General features: G+C 49.2%; 17 protein-coding genes. 13 read left to right on the top strand and 4 right to left on the bottom strand.

Translation table 11 applies throughout. The annotated features are described in order from the left end of the window. The first annotated feature begins 229 nt into the window (after window positions 1–229). The 3 genes from PLA01S_RS19735 (at window position 230) to PLA01S_RS19725 (ending at window position 2,406) form a co-directional block, all read left to right on the top strand. Window positions 230–592, top strand: coding sequence for a PadR family transcriptional regulator (locus PLA01S_RS19735; protein ID WP_127593662.1), 363 nt, complete (start codon window positions 230–232; stop codon window positions 590–592). After that, window positions 579–1,595, top strand: coding sequence for a hypothetical protein (locus tag PLA01S_RS19730; protein WP_127593661.1), 1,017 nt, complete (start codon window positions 579–581; stop codon window positions 1,593–1,595). The genes PLA01S_RS19735 and PLA01S_RS19730 overlap by 14 nt, the downstream gene beginning before the upstream one ends. Before the next feature lie 334 nt (window positions 1,596–1,929). Next, a complete protein-coding gene (locus PLA01S_RS19725) occupies window positions 1,930–2,406 on the top strand; it encodes a hypothetical protein (protein WP_127593660.1) in 477 nt (158 codons plus the stop codon). A gap of 243 nt (window positions 2,407–2,649) precedes the next feature. Here the strand turns inward: PLA01S_RS19725 and PLA01S_RS19720 are convergent, their stop codons facing one another. Beyond that, window positions 2,650–3,693, bottom strand: a complete 1,044-nt coding sequence (locus PLA01S_RS19720; protein ID WP_127593659.1) for a UCP032817 domain-containing protein — start codon at window positions 3,691–3,693, stop codon at window positions 2,650–2,652. A 224-nt stretch (window positions 3,694–3,917) separates the two neighbouring features. On the opposite strand from PLA01S_RS19720, the gene PLA01S_RS19715 reads away from it, so the two are divergent. The 3 genes from PLA01S_RS19715 to PLA01S_RS19705 all read left to right on the top strand — a co-directional run bounded on the left by PLA01S_RS19715 (window position 3,918) and on the right by PLA01S_RS19705 (window position 5,179). Next, window positions 3,918–4,121 (top strand): hypothetical protein, encoded by a 204-nt coding sequence (locus PLA01S_RS19715; RefSeq protein WP_127593658.1) that lies wholly within the window; start codon window positions 3,918–3,920, stop codon window positions 4,119–4,121. Window positions 4,122–4,149: 28 nt separating this feature from the next. Next, entirely contained in the window at window positions 4,150–4,425 is a 276-nt protein-coding gene (locus PLA01S_RS19710; RefSeq protein ID WP_071220365.1) for a hypothetical protein, read from the top strand. Between the two features lie 124 nt (window positions 4,426–4,549). Then, entirely contained in the window at window positions 4,550–5,179 is a 630-nt protein-coding gene (locus PLA01S_RS19705) for a DedA family protein (RefSeq protein ID WP_100537814.1), read from the top strand. Between the two features lie 18 nt (window positions 5,180–5,197). Here the strand turns inward: PLA01S_RS19705 and PLA01S_RS19700 are convergent, their stop codons facing one another. After that, a complete protein-coding gene (locus tag PLA01S_RS19700) occupies window positions 5,198–5,419 on the bottom strand; it encodes a hypothetical protein (protein WP_127593657.1) in 222 nt (73 codons plus the stop codon). Between the two features lie 241 nt (window positions 5,420–5,660). Between PLA01S_RS19700 and PLA01S_RS19695 the strand changes: the two genes are divergently transcribed. From PLA01S_RS19695 to mnhG, 6 genes are read left to right on the top strand one after another with little or no spacing between them, the layout of a single operon-like run. Then, the gene (locus tag PLA01S_RS19695; protein ID WP_127593656.1) at window positions 5,661–8,519 is read left to right on the top strand and encodes a Na+/H+ antiporter subunit A; all 2,859 of its coding nucleotides are present in this window, start codon (window positions 5,661–5,663) and stop codon (window positions 8,517–8,519) included. A gap of 2 nt (window positions 8,520–8,521) precedes the next feature. Next, entirely contained in the window at window positions 8,522–8,860 is a 339-nt protein-coding gene (locus PLA01S_RS19690; RefSeq protein ID WP_071220369.1) for a Na(+)/H(+) antiporter subunit C, read from the top strand. After that, the gene (locus PLA01S_RS19685; protein WP_127593655.1) at window positions 8,853–10,334 is read left to right on the top strand and encodes a Na+/H+ antiporter subunit D; all 1,482 of its coding nucleotides are present in this window, start codon (window positions 8,853–8,855) and stop codon (window positions 10,332–10,334) included. The genes PLA01S_RS19690 and PLA01S_RS19685 overlap by 8 nt, the downstream gene beginning before the upstream one ends. Before the next feature lie 5 nt (window positions 10,335–10,339). Continuing rightward, window positions 10,340–10,819 (top strand): Na+/H+ antiporter subunit E, encoded by a 480-nt coding sequence (locus PLA01S_RS19680; RefSeq protein WP_100537810.1) that lies wholly within the window; start codon window positions 10,340–10,342, stop codon window positions 10,817–10,819. Further along, window positions 10,816–11,109: a Na(+)/H(+) antiporter subunit F1 gene (locus PLA01S_RS19675; RefSeq protein ID WP_076321947.1), complete on the top strand. Its 294-nt coding sequence runs from the start codon at window positions 10,816–10,818 to the stop codon at window positions 11,107–11,109. The genes PLA01S_RS19680 and PLA01S_RS19675 overlap by 4 nt, the downstream gene beginning before the upstream one ends. Continuing rightward, window positions 11,093–11,488: a monovalent cation/H(+) antiporter subunit G gene (gene mnhG, locus PLA01S_RS19670; RefSeq protein WP_127593690.1), complete on the top strand. Its 396-nt coding sequence runs from the start codon at window positions 11,093–11,095 to the stop codon at window positions 11,486–11,488. Before PLA01S_RS19675 ends, mnhG begins: the two co-directional genes overlap by 17 nt. Window positions 11,489–11,715: 227 nt before the next feature. Here the strand turns inward: mnhG and PLA01S_RS19665 are convergent, their stop codons facing one another. Further along, complete coding sequence (locus PLA01S_RS19665) at window positions 11,716–12,369, bottom strand: TVP38/TMEM64 family protein (protein ID WP_127593654.1); 654 nt, start codon at window positions 12,367–12,369, stop codon at window positions 11,716–11,718. Between the two features lie 189 nt (window positions 12,370–12,558). After that, the gene (locus tag PLA01S_RS19660) at window positions 12,559–13,587 is read right to left on the bottom strand and encodes a CPBP family intramembrane glutamic endopeptidase (protein ID WP_307719763.1); all 1,029 of its coding nucleotides are present in this window, start codon (window positions 13,585–13,587) and stop codon (window positions 12,559–12,561) included. 147 nt (window positions 13,588–13,734) lie between these two features. Between PLA01S_RS19660 and PLA01S_RS19655 the strand changes: the two genes are divergently transcribed. Further along, window positions 13,735–14,343 (top strand): TetR/AcrR family transcriptional regulator, encoded by a 609-nt coding sequence (locus PLA01S_RS19655; protein ID WP_127593653.1) that lies wholly within the window; start codon window positions 13,735–13,737, stop codon window positions 14,341–14,343. The last annotated feature ends 97 nt before the right edge of the window (window positions 14,344–14,440 follow it).

Here is a 14,440-nt window from a genome sequence, read left to right as displayed (position 1 = left end):
GAATGTGTAAATGAGATGAGAGTATATAAAAAGGTTATCTTATGGTCTGGGACTGTCCCGACTGTAGGATAACCTTTTTTACATGAAAGGGCAGGCCTCAACGTGGGCTGCTGCCTGGTTTAGCAGCCTTGCAACTTGTATTAAACGAAAAATAATTGTTAATAATTATTATTTGACTATATACATTAGTGTGTGGCATACAGTATAATGATTTCCAGGAGATGATGATATGTCAGAGGATCAAGACATTCTACACAGTTTGGTGCAGGAGCTTCGGCGAGGAACCATCATTCTTGGTGTTCTCAGCCAGTTGTCGGAACCTCAGTATGGATATTCATTGGTGACCATATTGCAGGAGAAGGGGATCAGCGTGGAAGCGGGTACCCTGTATCCCTTGCTGCGGCGATTGGAGAAACAAGGTCTGCTGGATAGCGAGTGGGATACGAATGAAGCTCGTCCGAGGAAATATTACATCATAAGTCAGACAGGCAAGGATATATATCGGCAGCTCTACCATGAATGGAAGGATATGATGACTAGTCTGGAGGGACTTGTTGATGACAAGGGGGACTCAGGTAATGGATCTGATTAACAGGTATATTTATGCGGTGACGCAGAAGCTGCCCGAATCGCAAAGGGCCGAGATTGAAAAGGAACTTCACGGACTCATCGAAGACATGCTGGAAGACCGGAGAGCCGGCGGTGAGATCGCAAGCATTGCAGATGTGGAACAGGTTCTGTTCGAGCTCGGGCCACCCGGGGAAATGGCAGCAAGATACAGAGGGAGAGAGCGTTATCTCATTGGTCCCGGTTTGATTGACAGTTATTGGGCTGTTCTGCGGATTGTATTGTACTCGGTCGTCGTCGCTCTTGGCATCGTCTACATTGTTGATTTCTTTGCAAGCACGGCTCCCACCGCCGAGAAGCTTCTGGAGTACTTCGTCTCCCTGCTGAGCGTGGGTATCCACGGGTTTGCTTGGGTTACCGTTATCTTTGCCTATATCGAATACCGCGGTGCACGCCAAGTCTCCAAAGGCCCATGGAAACCATCCGATTTACCTGCAATTCCGGAACCAGCCGCTCGGATTAAACCGATCGAGCCGGTGCTGGGCATCCTGTTTTCCGTGCTGTTCTTCGTCCTGTTCACGTTTTCCATTAACCTGATCGGTGTTCATCGATTCGATGAAAACTCGATCGCCATTCCGGTGTTTGAACAGGCTGTCTTTGCCAAGTATTTGCCGCTGATCTGGCTTCTTACCGCCTTCAGCATATTCAATGAAGCCATGAAATTAATCACAAGAAAGTGGACGCCGCAGCTCGCCGTCATGCATGTCATATTTAACGTTGCTTCCGTTATCGTTGCCGTGATCTTGTTCTCCGATATGACGATTTGGAATCCGACATTCATGGATCAGCTCGTTCAAGCCGGTCTCGTAACACCGGGAGATGAAGCGTATGAGACCGTAAAATCAATTTGGGATCGATCCAGGGACGGACTCATTTACATCATTGTGGTCATTACCCTTATTGATACCGTATCTGTCGTGATGAAACGGTTTCGGGGAAAGGAAGGAAATACGGCGTTAACCAAATAAAGATAAAAGTGTTGAAGCAAAGGGTGTCCCAAAAGATCTTGGATCTGGCGGGATGCTCTTTTTTGTTGTTAGGAGACACCATAGGAAAACGAATCGTTCCTCATCCACTTTTGCCGCCATTAACGAGGACAACCTCCCCTCGTCACCGTGTACTTACAAGGTTGGCTAGACTATGAACGACACGAAGCAAAATGGATAAGCATAGGATAAGGGGTGACGCAAATAATTTTTTTGACGAAAATGTGAATGATATGTGTCAAAATTATGTACAATGGTGTTATAATAAGGTAAGAGCTAAATGAAAACCCTTACAGAATGAACGGAGCTGATTAATATGAAATACGCGATCCATTACTCTACAAGAATGAAAGACGTTATTTTATTTTCCTTTGTCATTAGCATTATCCTGTTCCAGGTAGCGACCTTGACCGAATATTCCTATCCTGTCCTATTCTATATGCAGATGGCGGTGAACGTCGTTGTTGTTGCGGCACTAGCTATTGAAGGGTATGCCCGATTGGTGAAACGGGAAGTGAATATTCAGGAGACTTCGGATACGATTACAATCAATGGCGTAGAGATTCATGCGGACCAGATACGTGAGATCAAGGTTTCCGGATGCCATAAAGCCGCATTCCAAATAAACCTCAAGGACAAGAACGTGAATCCAATGTATTGCTGCTTTAAATTTGAAGAGAAAAATTGCGATGGGATTCGGAGTCTTACGCGTTGGGCCGAGCGGAACCAGATTTCCGTGCGTAAGGTCGGACCGCAAACCCGTTCCGGTTTGGTTCTCTCATCTAACAATTAATATGCCGAGTTTATATCAAAGAATAGAAGCACCTGAACCTTCGATGAATGGGTTCAGGTGCTTCTTTATTTTAGTTGGAGATGCAGGGTGTTTTCCGGACATATGGCTTATGCGTAACTGAGCAAGTAAATTTGCTATGACCGTTTGTTATTTTCGTCTCGGGATAAGCATGGGCCTGAAATCTGGGCCCATGCTTTATGTTCTGTTCATTAATAAGCAGGCGTTCCTTGTTAAGTTTGCAGCTTAGCTGCTGCAGCCGCCCCCGCAGCCACTTCCGCAAGAGGACCCACTGCTGCAGGATGAACCACTGCTGCAAGAGGATCCGGATCCATCGCCTGAGGACCCATCACCCGAATCCGATCCGCCGGACCCGCATGCCGAAGCGTAGGTACAGGAGGAGCTGCTGTTGTTTTTATGAAGCTCGCGCTCATCAGGGATCATATGGTCACCAAATTGTTCCGGTGCGTTCCAGGCAAAATAGACGGCCGCTGCCAGGAGCACATCGCTATTTCGGAAATGGACCAGCTTCTCATGACGCGCCGGCTCTTCTTGGGCGGTTCGAACCCGATCCTGCAGATCCTGGATGATAGCATCAATGGCCGTACGCGCTGCAGGGATCTTTTCATAGGTCCAGGCATTAAAGCGCTTCTGTCCATGATTCACGGTGAAATGGCGGGAAGTGCAGACCTCCAGCTCTTCTCGCGGCAGCGGGACGCGGAAGAAGGTTCCCCATAGTTTGGCGCTGCATTCATGCCAGCCGAATAATTGTACATATACCGTATCAAACCACGCGCGTTCATTCGGAATCGGTACATGTTCGCTTCCGGTGTTTGGGGCGTGGTGAAGCATTTTACCAAGAAAGCGTTCCGAGAATTGTTGGTACTCGTATGTATACATCAGCATTTCATGCCATACTTCATCCACGTCTTTGCTGAACATCGGGACACGATCCAGCACGGCGCACATGATGAAGAACCGTTTGAGCTCCTGCCATCTCCATTCATACTCCTGTTCGGACAGATTCGGATGCTCACTCATCACTCGCTGCTTTAGCATGTTCTGATAGGTGTAGGGCAGCGCAGCTTCCAGTCTCCCGACAAGCTCACTCGCCGGGCTTCCAGCTTTGACGATCGGCGGCAGCTCGGGTATCTTCCCGAGGCCAAGCTTATTGCCTTTAGGTAGCTGCTGTCCGCTGCGTCTGCGTAACGAGCGTTTCACGAAAAAAGAAATAATCCATACATCCACCGCAATGAATAAAATAATCAGCATCCAGGTTGTTGAGTTCATAACATGTTCCTCCTGTCTTTTTAGTGTTCGGAGGTAGGCTTATAATTTCTCTCCTGAGTAAATTATTGCAAATGTCATGAGTGTTGGCAATTGAAATTGGAGAATCGATTATAACTTGAACATGGGTGCTTCTTTATGATACATTCCGTGTGTGTCTAGCGTATTTTTTTCATGTAGATATGATCTTGATGGATGGCAATTACGTTTACTTTAGGAGCATACATATGTTAACAGGTTGGAAACTATCCGTATTAGGTATTATTATTGTAGGCATTACCGGCATCGTTGCATCTATTACCGGTCTGATCGAGCCTGGCCGGGCGATTGCGCTCTTCGTGGTATTCGTACTATTTATCGGGGCGCTGGAGCTGCTGGAACGAATCAAGAGCCGCAGAAAGAAGAAGGGGGAAGTGCGATCTTCCAAATAAAAAAGTAAAGACAGCAAGGAGGGAGCTTGTGAATTGGGTAGCCGTACAGCCGTACTACAAAATCAACCGAGTTGTGGATGGCATCGAACAACGAACGGAAGAGCAGGGGCGGGAGATGTTCCTGTACGAGGATCGAATCGTAACGAAATACCGGGAGTTCCCGATTAAGCAGGTGTTTGACCTGTCGTATCGGCCGATGGGAGACGGCGGTGGTTTCTTATACTTGCACACCCAGCAAGGCGTGTATTCGTACACGGTGAAGGATGATCCGGGTTCTTTCATATCGGCATTTAAAAATCTCTAATGGCATGATCCATAATAAAACTGGTCTCAGGTCCAGTTCATATCCTCGCCTACAGCACGTTTGCGAAAGCCACGTTGTCATATAAGCTGATACTATATTCTAGGGACGGATTAGGGGGACAGGGGTGGATACGCTATTAGATTTTATTGAACAGATCGGGCACTATGCATTATTCCTCGTATTGTGCCTTGGATTGGTCGGTCTTCCTGTGCCTAATGAAGTCGTGGCAATGACAGGCGGAGCGTTAGCGGCATCCGAAATTTTAACGCCGTTTCCGTCTTTTATCATGACGTTTCTTGGCGTGTGCTCGGGATCGACGGTAGGTTACATGCTTAGCCGCTTTACCGCGAGCAAGCTGTTAAACCGAGTAGGGGAAAAGTCGAAGATACGCCAGTTTCTCGATGTATCCGAACGGTTGACCCGCCAATATGGCAATTACGCCATATGCATCAGCGCCTTTTTGCCCATCTTGCGTAACGTTACTCCGTATGCGGTAGGCATGAAAGGGATGCCGTATCGCCGATTTGCGATGTATTCGTATTCCGCGTCCTTTGTATGGACCATCGGTTATTTCTCTTTGGGCATGTTTGTCGGCGATCAGGTCGTCGATCATATTGGAGTACTGATTAACCGGTACGGATACTATGCAGCGGGAATTGTTGCGGTGTTGGCCGTCATCCTGATCATTTCGTGGTTGATACGAAGAAATAAACGAAGCAAAGAGGAGAATACCGAAATCCAAATTCACGGATAAACGATGCTGATCCAGGGGTTATGGCTGATCCGGTAAGGGGTCGGGTGATATGCGAATGATTTTCACATATTCCCGGGGAGAGAACCAGGGAGATCCACCTTGGGAATTCTGCATTTGATATACGCCGTTTGGCTGGTTATCCTGTCGGTAGGCAGGCTGTGTGCGAATATGGGTCACGATGGCCGCCGCCAATACCACGAGAAAGATGAAAGCGCAAACAGCCGCTTTTTTGATCATCATGGGAACCACTCCTTTACATACAGTGATTTCCCAATGGACCTCTTTTCATTCCAAGATACCTTTGACAAAGCTTTGATCTCAAGATATACTGATTTTCAGTGTGATTCGAAAAAATACCATATGGTTTTACCTGGAGGAGCCTGCCATCAACGGGCTCTTTTTGTGTTTTTTTGGACTTATGCCTAAATAATGGGGAAATACTACTAATGAAGGAAAAATCGGACTATAGGAGGAGTAGACTTTGTCTTGGCTGCACATCGCCGTAATGGCACCTTTTATTGTAGCGCTTGTGGTTATGCTGACCTACAAGCTCATTGGCCGTGTCCACACCGGATGGGTCATTTTGCCGGTACCGGTTGTCCTGTTCGCCTATTTTTTAAGGCTTATCCCAACCATTCAGGGAGGTGAACAGCTTCAAGCTGTCCTGGAATGGATTCCAAGCGTGGGAATAAACTTTACCGTTTATTTGGATGGATTAAGTTTAATTTTTGCACTTTTAATATCCGGTATTGGTTCACTCGTTGTACTGTACTCCATCTTCTACATGGATAAGAACAAGGAAGCGGTCCACAAATTCTACATTTATCTGCTTCTGTTTATGGGCGCCATGCTTGGGGTTGTGCTCTCCGATAACCTGATGGTGCTATACGGCTTCTGGGAACTGACAAGTATTTCGTCATTCCTGCTGATTGCATTCTGGCATCATCGGGACCGCTCCAGATACGGAGCATTAAAATCCATGCTGATTACCGTGTTTGGCGGACTTGCCATGTTCGCAGGGTTTATCCTTTTGTACATCATGACAGGTACCTTCAGCGTGCGGGAGATCGTGGCGAATGTGGGGGGCATTGCCGGAGACGCGCTGTTTATTCCGGCCATGATTCTGATCCTGCTGGGGGCATTCACCAAATCCGCGCAGTTCCCATTCCATATCTGGCTGCCGGATGCGATGGAAGCACCGACTCCGGTTAGTGCTTATCTGCACTCCGCTACGATGGTTAAGGCCGGAATCTATCTGGTTGCCAGGTTTAGCCCGGTGTTTGCCGGGCAAGCTTCCTGGTTCTGGATCATTGCGATTACGGGCTTGACCACGCTGATCTACGCTTCGATCCGTGCGATCAAGCAGACGGACCTGAAAGCACTGCTGGCATTCTCCACCATCAGCCAATTGGGGCTGATCATGAGTTTGCTCGGTCTTGGCTCTGCCGCAGCTTATTATGGAGGCGGCGTGGACACGCTGCTCTACACCAAAGCGACGACGGCAGCCATCTTCCATCTGATGAACCATGCGATATTCAAGGGCGCTTTGTTTATGGTCGTTGGCATCGTGGATCATGAGACGGGCACACGGGATCTGCGGAAACTCGGCGGTCTGATGTCGCTCATGCCAATCACGTTTACCGTGGCCGTCATTGGAGCTTTTTCCATGGCCGGTCTGCCTCCGTTCAACGGATTCCTAAGTAAAGAGATGTTCTTTACGGCGGTCGTACAAGCGTCTCGCATGAATTTCTGGAATGCCGAGACCTGGGGCGTGCTGATCCCGGTCGTTGCCTGGATCGCCAGTGTGTTTACGTTCCTGTACAGCATGATCCTGGTCTTCAAAACCTTCACCGGACGCTTCCAGCCTGAAAAACTGGAGAAGAAGCCGCACGAAGCACCGCTGGGGATGCTGATTCCTCCGGTCATTCTGGCATCGCTCGCCATCGTGTTCGGTCTGTTTCCGAACCTGCTGTCCCATGCACTCATCGAACCGGCGATGGCCGCGATTCATCCAGGGCTGCTCGCAGCAGAAGATCGTTTTCACGTGCATATCGAGATGTGGCACGGCTGGACAACGGAGATTTTTATGACCATCGGCATCATTGTTCTCGGAACCGTTCTCTATAAGCTTCACGGCAGAGCACGTATATTGAATACATCGCTAACGAAGCGATTGACATTGAACAAGCTGTATGACGGGGGATTGCGGGCCCTCGAAAGAGGCGGCGAAACGCTGACCTCAACCTACATGACAGGCTCGCTCCGTCATTACGTGATTTATATTTTTGTGTTTTTCATTGCCGTTCTTGGCGGGGGACTTCTGCTGGTCGATCATATTGGATTTGATATGACGGACTACGCACCGATGTCCTTCTATGAGGCCGTTGCCATCCTCGGCCTGGTGATCCCGGTCATTGCGCTGCCGTTCGTCCAGACGCGACTGATGGCGATCATATTAACCGGTGCTGCCGGCTACATGGTGACCTTGTTCTTCGTTCTGTTCCGGGCTCCGGATTTGGCGTTGACTCAGATGGTCGTCGAGACGGTATCCGTCATGCTGTTCCTGCTCTGTTTCTATCATCTGCCGAAGCTGAAGCGGGAGAAGGTGCCAATGAGCCTGAAGTGGAGAAATCTGCTCATATCGGTAGGCGTCGGTGCTGTCGTGACGTTGATCGCGCTGGCAGCAAGCAGCGGCAGAACCTTCGACTCCATCGCGGATTACTTCATTAAAGAGAGCTACCACTCGGCCGGCGGTAAAAATATCGTCAATGTCATTCTGGTGGACTTCCGCGGATTCGATACCTTGCTTGAAATTACGGTTCTTGGCATTGCATCCCTTGGGATATATGCTTTGATCAAAATCGATTTGGGTGAAGGCATTCTGGGTGAGCGGGATCGTTATGAAGGGGCATATCTGCCCAACAGCAATGATGTCATTCTTCGAACCATATCCAAGGTGGTTATCTTTATCGTGGTAACCTTCTCCTGGTTCCTGTTCAACTCGGGACATCATGAGCCGGGCGGCGGATTTATCGGAGGGCTGATGACTGCTGCCGCACTGGTTCTGTTATCGATGGCTTTCGGCATGGATATGACCCGAAAGATCGTGCCCTTCGAGTTCCGAAAGGTTACGGCGGCGGGGCTTGCCATCGCACTGCTTACGGGGATCGGCTCTTTTGCCTTTGATGCACCGTTCTTAAGTCATTCCTTCGGTTACTTCAACCTGCCATTGCTCGGGGAAACCGAGCTGGCTACTGCGGTTCTCTTCGACCTCGGCGTCTATTTGGCCGTCGTTGGCGTGACGATAACCATCATCAATTCGATTGGGAGGGATAACTGACCATGGAACTATATATGTCGCTTGCCATCGGGATCATATTTGCGGTTGGGATATACCAGATCTTATCCAAAAGCTTGCTGCGGATTATTCTCGGTACTTCACTGTTAACCCATGGGGTCCATCTACTGCTGCTTACCATGTCGCGGCTGAAGACCGGTGCTGCTCCGCTGCTTGGCGAGAAGGCTTCCTCTTACGTTGACCCGGTTCCACAAGCGTTGATTCTGACATCCATTGTCATTAGCTTTGGCGTCACATCGTTCTTCTTCGTACTGGCGTATAAAGCGTATCAACGCTTGGGCACGGACAACATGGAGGAGCTAAGGGGGATGGATGATGAATAATGTGATTGTTCTGCCCCTCCTTATTCCGCTGGTTACGGCCGTTATTCTTATTTTCTGCTCCAAGTACGTCCGCGCACAGCGCTGGATCAGTGTGGTCAGTGTCATACTAAACCTGCTTGTGGCGTTGTTCATTGTGAATCAGGTAAATCACGAAGGCATTCAGACGCTTTATATGGGCGGATGGCTGCCGCCGTATGGGATCGTGTTTGTAGCCGATATGCTCGCGGCGCTGCTGGTGCTTACGACGTTGATTGTGGCGGCTGCCTGTCTGTTCTATTCCTTTCGGAGTATCGGGGAAGAGAGAGAGAAGCATTACTTTTATGCCTTTTTTCAATTTTTGCTGGCCGGCGTGATCGGATCGTTCCTGACAGGGGATCTGTTTAACCTGTTTGTCTGTTTTGAGGTCATGCTGATCGCTTCCTACGCCTTGATCGTACTGGGCGGTACCAAGCGTCAGCTGAGAGAAACCCTGAAGTACATGCTGATTAATATTATTTCATCCACCTTGTTTGTTGCAGCCGTTGCTTATTTGTACGGAACGGTCGGCACGCTGAATATGGCGCATCTATCCCTGCGCGTAGCAGAAGTACAGCAGGATGGGATTTTGTCGGTCATCGGTCTGTTGTTCCTGATTGTATTCGCCTTGAAGGCGGGCTTGTTCCTGTTCTTCTGGCTGCCTGGCTCCTACAGCGCACCTCCGGCAGCCGTTACGGCTTTGTTCGGCGCCCTGCTTACGAAGGTTGGGTTATATGCGATTATCCGAACCTTTACGCTGATCTTCCATCACGACACCGGCGGCATCCATGTCGTCATCGGCTGGATGGCCGCGGCAACGATGATTCTGGGCAGTTTGGGCGCGGTTGCGTATAAGGATCTCGGACGCATTCTGAATTACAATATCATCATCAGTGTCGGCTTCATCGCCTTTGGTGTGGCGGTGGCCTCCTCCGACTCCTTGAACGGAGCCGTATTCTACTTGATGCATGACATGATTGCAAAGGCACTGCTCTTTATTCTAGGCGGTATCATCATGGCTAGTGCAGGCACGAACAAGCTGAGCGATATGGGCGGACTGATGAAGCGCCATCCCTTGGTGGGATGGATGTTCTTTATCGTTGCCCTGGCGCTGGTCGGCATCCCGCCGCTTAGCGGATTCCTAGGCAAAGTACTTATCGTCCGCGGCGGATTGAGCGAGGGTCATTATGTGTTAACGGGACTGGCACTGGCATCAAGTTTGGCGGTATTGTATTCCCTGATCAAAGTGTTTATGGGGGCATTCTGGGGCGAATCACCTGGACAGCAAGAATCGAAACCGGTTAGAATCCACAGAACAGCTTATGCGGCAGCTATCGGGCTAACGGTTATGGTGATTGTCCTTGGGGTGGGCTCGGAGTGGATTTATTCCTATACCTCTCAAGCAGGCGCCGTATTATCCGACCCATCACTATATATTAACGCTGTATTAAAGGAGTAGTGGATATGGGCCATCAAATCCTGTTAAATATCATTATTGCTGTTGTCTGGATGTTCTTGAACAATAACTGGTCCCCCCAGCAATTTATCATCGGCTATCTGATCGGAATCTTGCTGATTTTTCTGCTGCGACGCTTCTGGCCGAACGATTTCTATTTGCGCAAGCTCTGGTCCATCATCCTGCTGCTGCTATTGTTCCTAAGGGAACTGTTAAAATCGAGTTTCACCGTAATCGGACAGATCATAAGACCGAAGCTGAATGTTCGTCCCGGCATCTTCGCCTATTCAACCGAGCTGAAATCCGACTGGGAAATTACGGTGTTATCGTGCCTGATCTGCTTGACGCCAGGAACGCTTACCCTGGAAGTGTCTCGCGATGGTCAGACGCTGTATATTCATGCGATGGATATTGAAGACGTCGAAGAGCTGTCGAATCAGATCCGCGGTACCTTCGAACGCGCGATCAAGGAGGTGACCCGCACATGATCCATAGCATCCTGATTGCCTCTCTGGTGATTTTGTCGCTTGCAATACTGGGCTGCTTGTACCGATTAATCAAGGGACCTTCCATGAACGACCGGATCATGTCGCTGGATACGATCGGAATCATTCTGTTGTCCATGATCGCTGTCCTGTGCATGCTGTTCCGGACAACCGTCTATTTCGATATCATTCTGCTGATCGGGATTCTTACGTTTATCGGAACGACTGCGCTTGCCAGATATATCGAGAGGGGTGATGTCATTGAACGCACAAACGATGAGTCAGATCGGTGAGTTTCTGATCGCGCTGATGGTTCTGCTCGGCGCTTTGCTTGGTGCATTGAGTGCATTTGGCCTTATCCGTCTGCCGGATGTTTACATGAGGTCCCATGCAGCTACGAAAATTGCTACGCTGGGCGTCCTCTTTATCCTTGCAGGCGCATTCCTGTATTTCACCTTCTACCTGGAGCATGTCAGTGCCAAACTGCTGCTGGGAATCGTATTCGTATTCATTACGGGGCCGGTAGCAGGTCACTTGAACGGGAGAGCGGCCTATCGATCAGGCGTGTCCATGTGGGAGAACAGCGTTCTCGATGACCTTAAGCCTGAACTCAAGCGCGAACGTGAGCGGATGCGCGCTTCCCGGAAGGGGGAGCACTCCGAGAAGGGGTGACCTCGAACAAAAGGCTACGATTTGAAATATCGGGAATATGAAAAACGGGCTTTCCGCGAATTTGGGAAGCCCGTTTCTTTTTTTATGCCTTGGTTCGTGGGTGTCATCCTATGGTAGAATTGGCCAAAACGGGTTTGCGAAACGCTTGGACATGGACTCATAGCACGTCTATTATGAACAAGACCCGCCAGTTCCGGTTGTAGGGATAGGCGGGTCTTGTTACGATTTTAACGCTTTGTCTTTTTGTTGCTTATCACGACACTTCCCGGCTGATCATCGTGATGGTAACGATTTTCCATCTTTTTGCCGGCCAGCCACAGCAGCCAGAGGACGACGGCCGCGATAAGGATGCGCCAAGGCTGCTGGATAAAGGCTTGCCAATCATGTCCGATGAATGCGACCATAAAGATCATGACGGATTTACCTGCCATTACGGCTATCGTGAACGTCGTTGCCGATACCGTGCTGATGCCGGATGCGATATTGATCAGCGAGGAAGGCGTGAAGGGAAAGCAGTACAGGATGAAGATGGGCGTAAAGCCTTTTTCTTCGATCCAATGGAAGAAACGCTGGGACCCCGGCATTCTTTTTTGTATGAGCAATCCTAGCTGGCCTCCCAGCTTACGAACAATCCAGAATACCGTAACGGATCCAAGGCAAACGCCGATCCAGGACAGCAAGAATCCCCACCATAAACCATAGGCCGCCGAGTTCCCCATGACCAGGACAATAAGGGGCAGAAAGGGGAGAAACGCCTCTATAAATGGAAGCAAAATACCCGGGATGGGACCCAGCTGCGAGTACTGCTGTAGCCATCCCTGCACTTGATCCATGTCAATTTCTTTCATATGGGTCCACACGTTCTGAAGCCATTCCAACATGATGAGTAAATCCTCTCCCTGCCTGGGGTAAAATGATGTATTTTCCGGTCGATCGCGGATGGAATATATTATAGCATAACCGGAATCAATATTATAAATTGCAAGTATTAATGCGGGAGCCGGATACAGGCAAAAGCCCAAACTCCGCCAAAGCAGCGGTGAGTTTGAGCTATACCGGTTGACATATTCCTATTCCGAACGGGAGGTGGATGCCGCTTCCTCGGTTTCAGGATTCGAATCCGGCGGAAGATCCGGCTCCATCCGGTTCCAATCGATTCGATTTTTGCCCCGCAGCGACCAGACGATCAATAGGATGATTCCGATAATGACCGAACCGATTGTTAACATATAATTGCCCCAGACCGAAAGGTATTCGATCTCGATGAATGCATAACTCGAAGGCACCACGACGTATCGCACCATCTCCAGCCAGGCCAGGTGAAAGCCGATGCTCATCCACAGATTGTTGGATACGATGCGGCATAGCTGCAGAACCGTACCGAACGCGATTAAGTTAACGATATACTCCACCGTTATCAGGTCCCATGTCCCTATTCCGATCGCTACCATGAATCCCGTTACGGCGATGGGTGCAAGCACGAACAATACGACCTGAAGGATCAAAGCAAGCCAGCGCGGAAAACGGGTATTCAGGTTCCGATACACATAACCGCGGAAGGTGATTTCTTCGGGAAAAGCTTCATAAAAAAATGCAATGAGAGCATTGATGAGGATAACGAGCATCGTAGCTACAGGTAAATGAAAAGCAACGATCCGGAGCCATCCGGCGGCACTGCCAATCAGCAGGGCTGCTGCCGTGACAAGGGCAAGGAAGCCAATGCCGAGAAGGAAATAACGAAAACCGGAAGGAGGAGAGCTAAGACCAAGTCCGCTCCAGGGACGCTGGTCGGCATAACGCCTAAGCAGATAAATCAGCGGCACGGATACGCTGGTCGTTACGACTGCAAGGAGAATTTGCAGCCCGAGCGTGGGAATTTCGTAAGAGCCCGCAACCGTTGCAATCACAACCGCTAAACTGAGCCCGGCAACAAAAGCCAGCCACCCAAGGACGACACGCCAGAACAGGTTTAAGCGGCCCTCCCGATCACGGAATGCTCGAGAGACACCATGTTGAGCCTTCGATTCAGTTAATGTGCGAATGACGAACTCTCTCCTCTCCTGGAACACGCTACCCGTGTTCACTATTCTTTTTGACATTAATATATATAGTATTGGTTCTACCAAGGTGTTCCATAGAGAGCACCTATTTTTACGAGGGTAGGCATTAACGAAGCAAACGAAAGATGCTGAAATGTTGTTTATCGTACGTTGTATTAAAAAAAACCGGAAGTGTATAATGGGGTTATGCCGAAAATCGTAGATCATGATAAGCAAAGACAACGGGTCGCTGAGGCTGCCCTGCGGGTTATTCAGAGGAGTGGACTCGAAAAAGCGACGGTACGCAATATCGCGGAAGAGGCGGGTTTATCCGTAGGTTCAATGAGGCACTATTTTACCAGCCAGGCTGAGCTGTTAGCTTTCTGTATGAACCTGATTATCGAGAGGATTGAAGAACGTTTTGCTTCTCTGTCCTTGAAGGGACCCGTGTTTGAGGATGTAAAGAAAGTGTTGATGCAATTTCTGCCGATGGATGAGGATAGGACGATGGAGATGGAGGTGTGGATGTCGTTTGTTGCCAAAGCGTTGGTCTATCCCGAATTAAGAATAATGACCGATCATATGTACGATGGTTTAACCAAGGCGTGCCATTATGTGGTGGATACCCTGGTTGCCCATAAGCTGGCTAAACCGGAGTTGGATCTTGAATATGAGAAGGAGCGAATATACGCATTGGTGGATGGGTTAGCGATTCATCATATCATGAGGCCACAGCAACTCGCCAAAGAAAAAATCGAGAGGATTATCGATCAGCATCTGCGTTCTTTATGTCTGGATGACAAGGCAATGGCCTAAAAGACCCATGTCACTTCGCGTGTCAACATTGACATGTCATTCCTTTTTTTAATACAATGGTTCTTCGACAGGCACTTCGTGTGAAAAAAGATACAAA

It is taken from the genome of Paenibacillus lautus NBRC 15380, from assembly GCF_004000945.1.
Classification (GTDB): domain Bacteria; phylum Bacillota; class Bacilli; order Paenibacillales; family Paenibacillaceae; genus Paenibacillus_AQ; species Paenibacillus_AQ lautus.
This window is presented reverse-complemented; position numbering and strand designations above follow the sequence as displayed.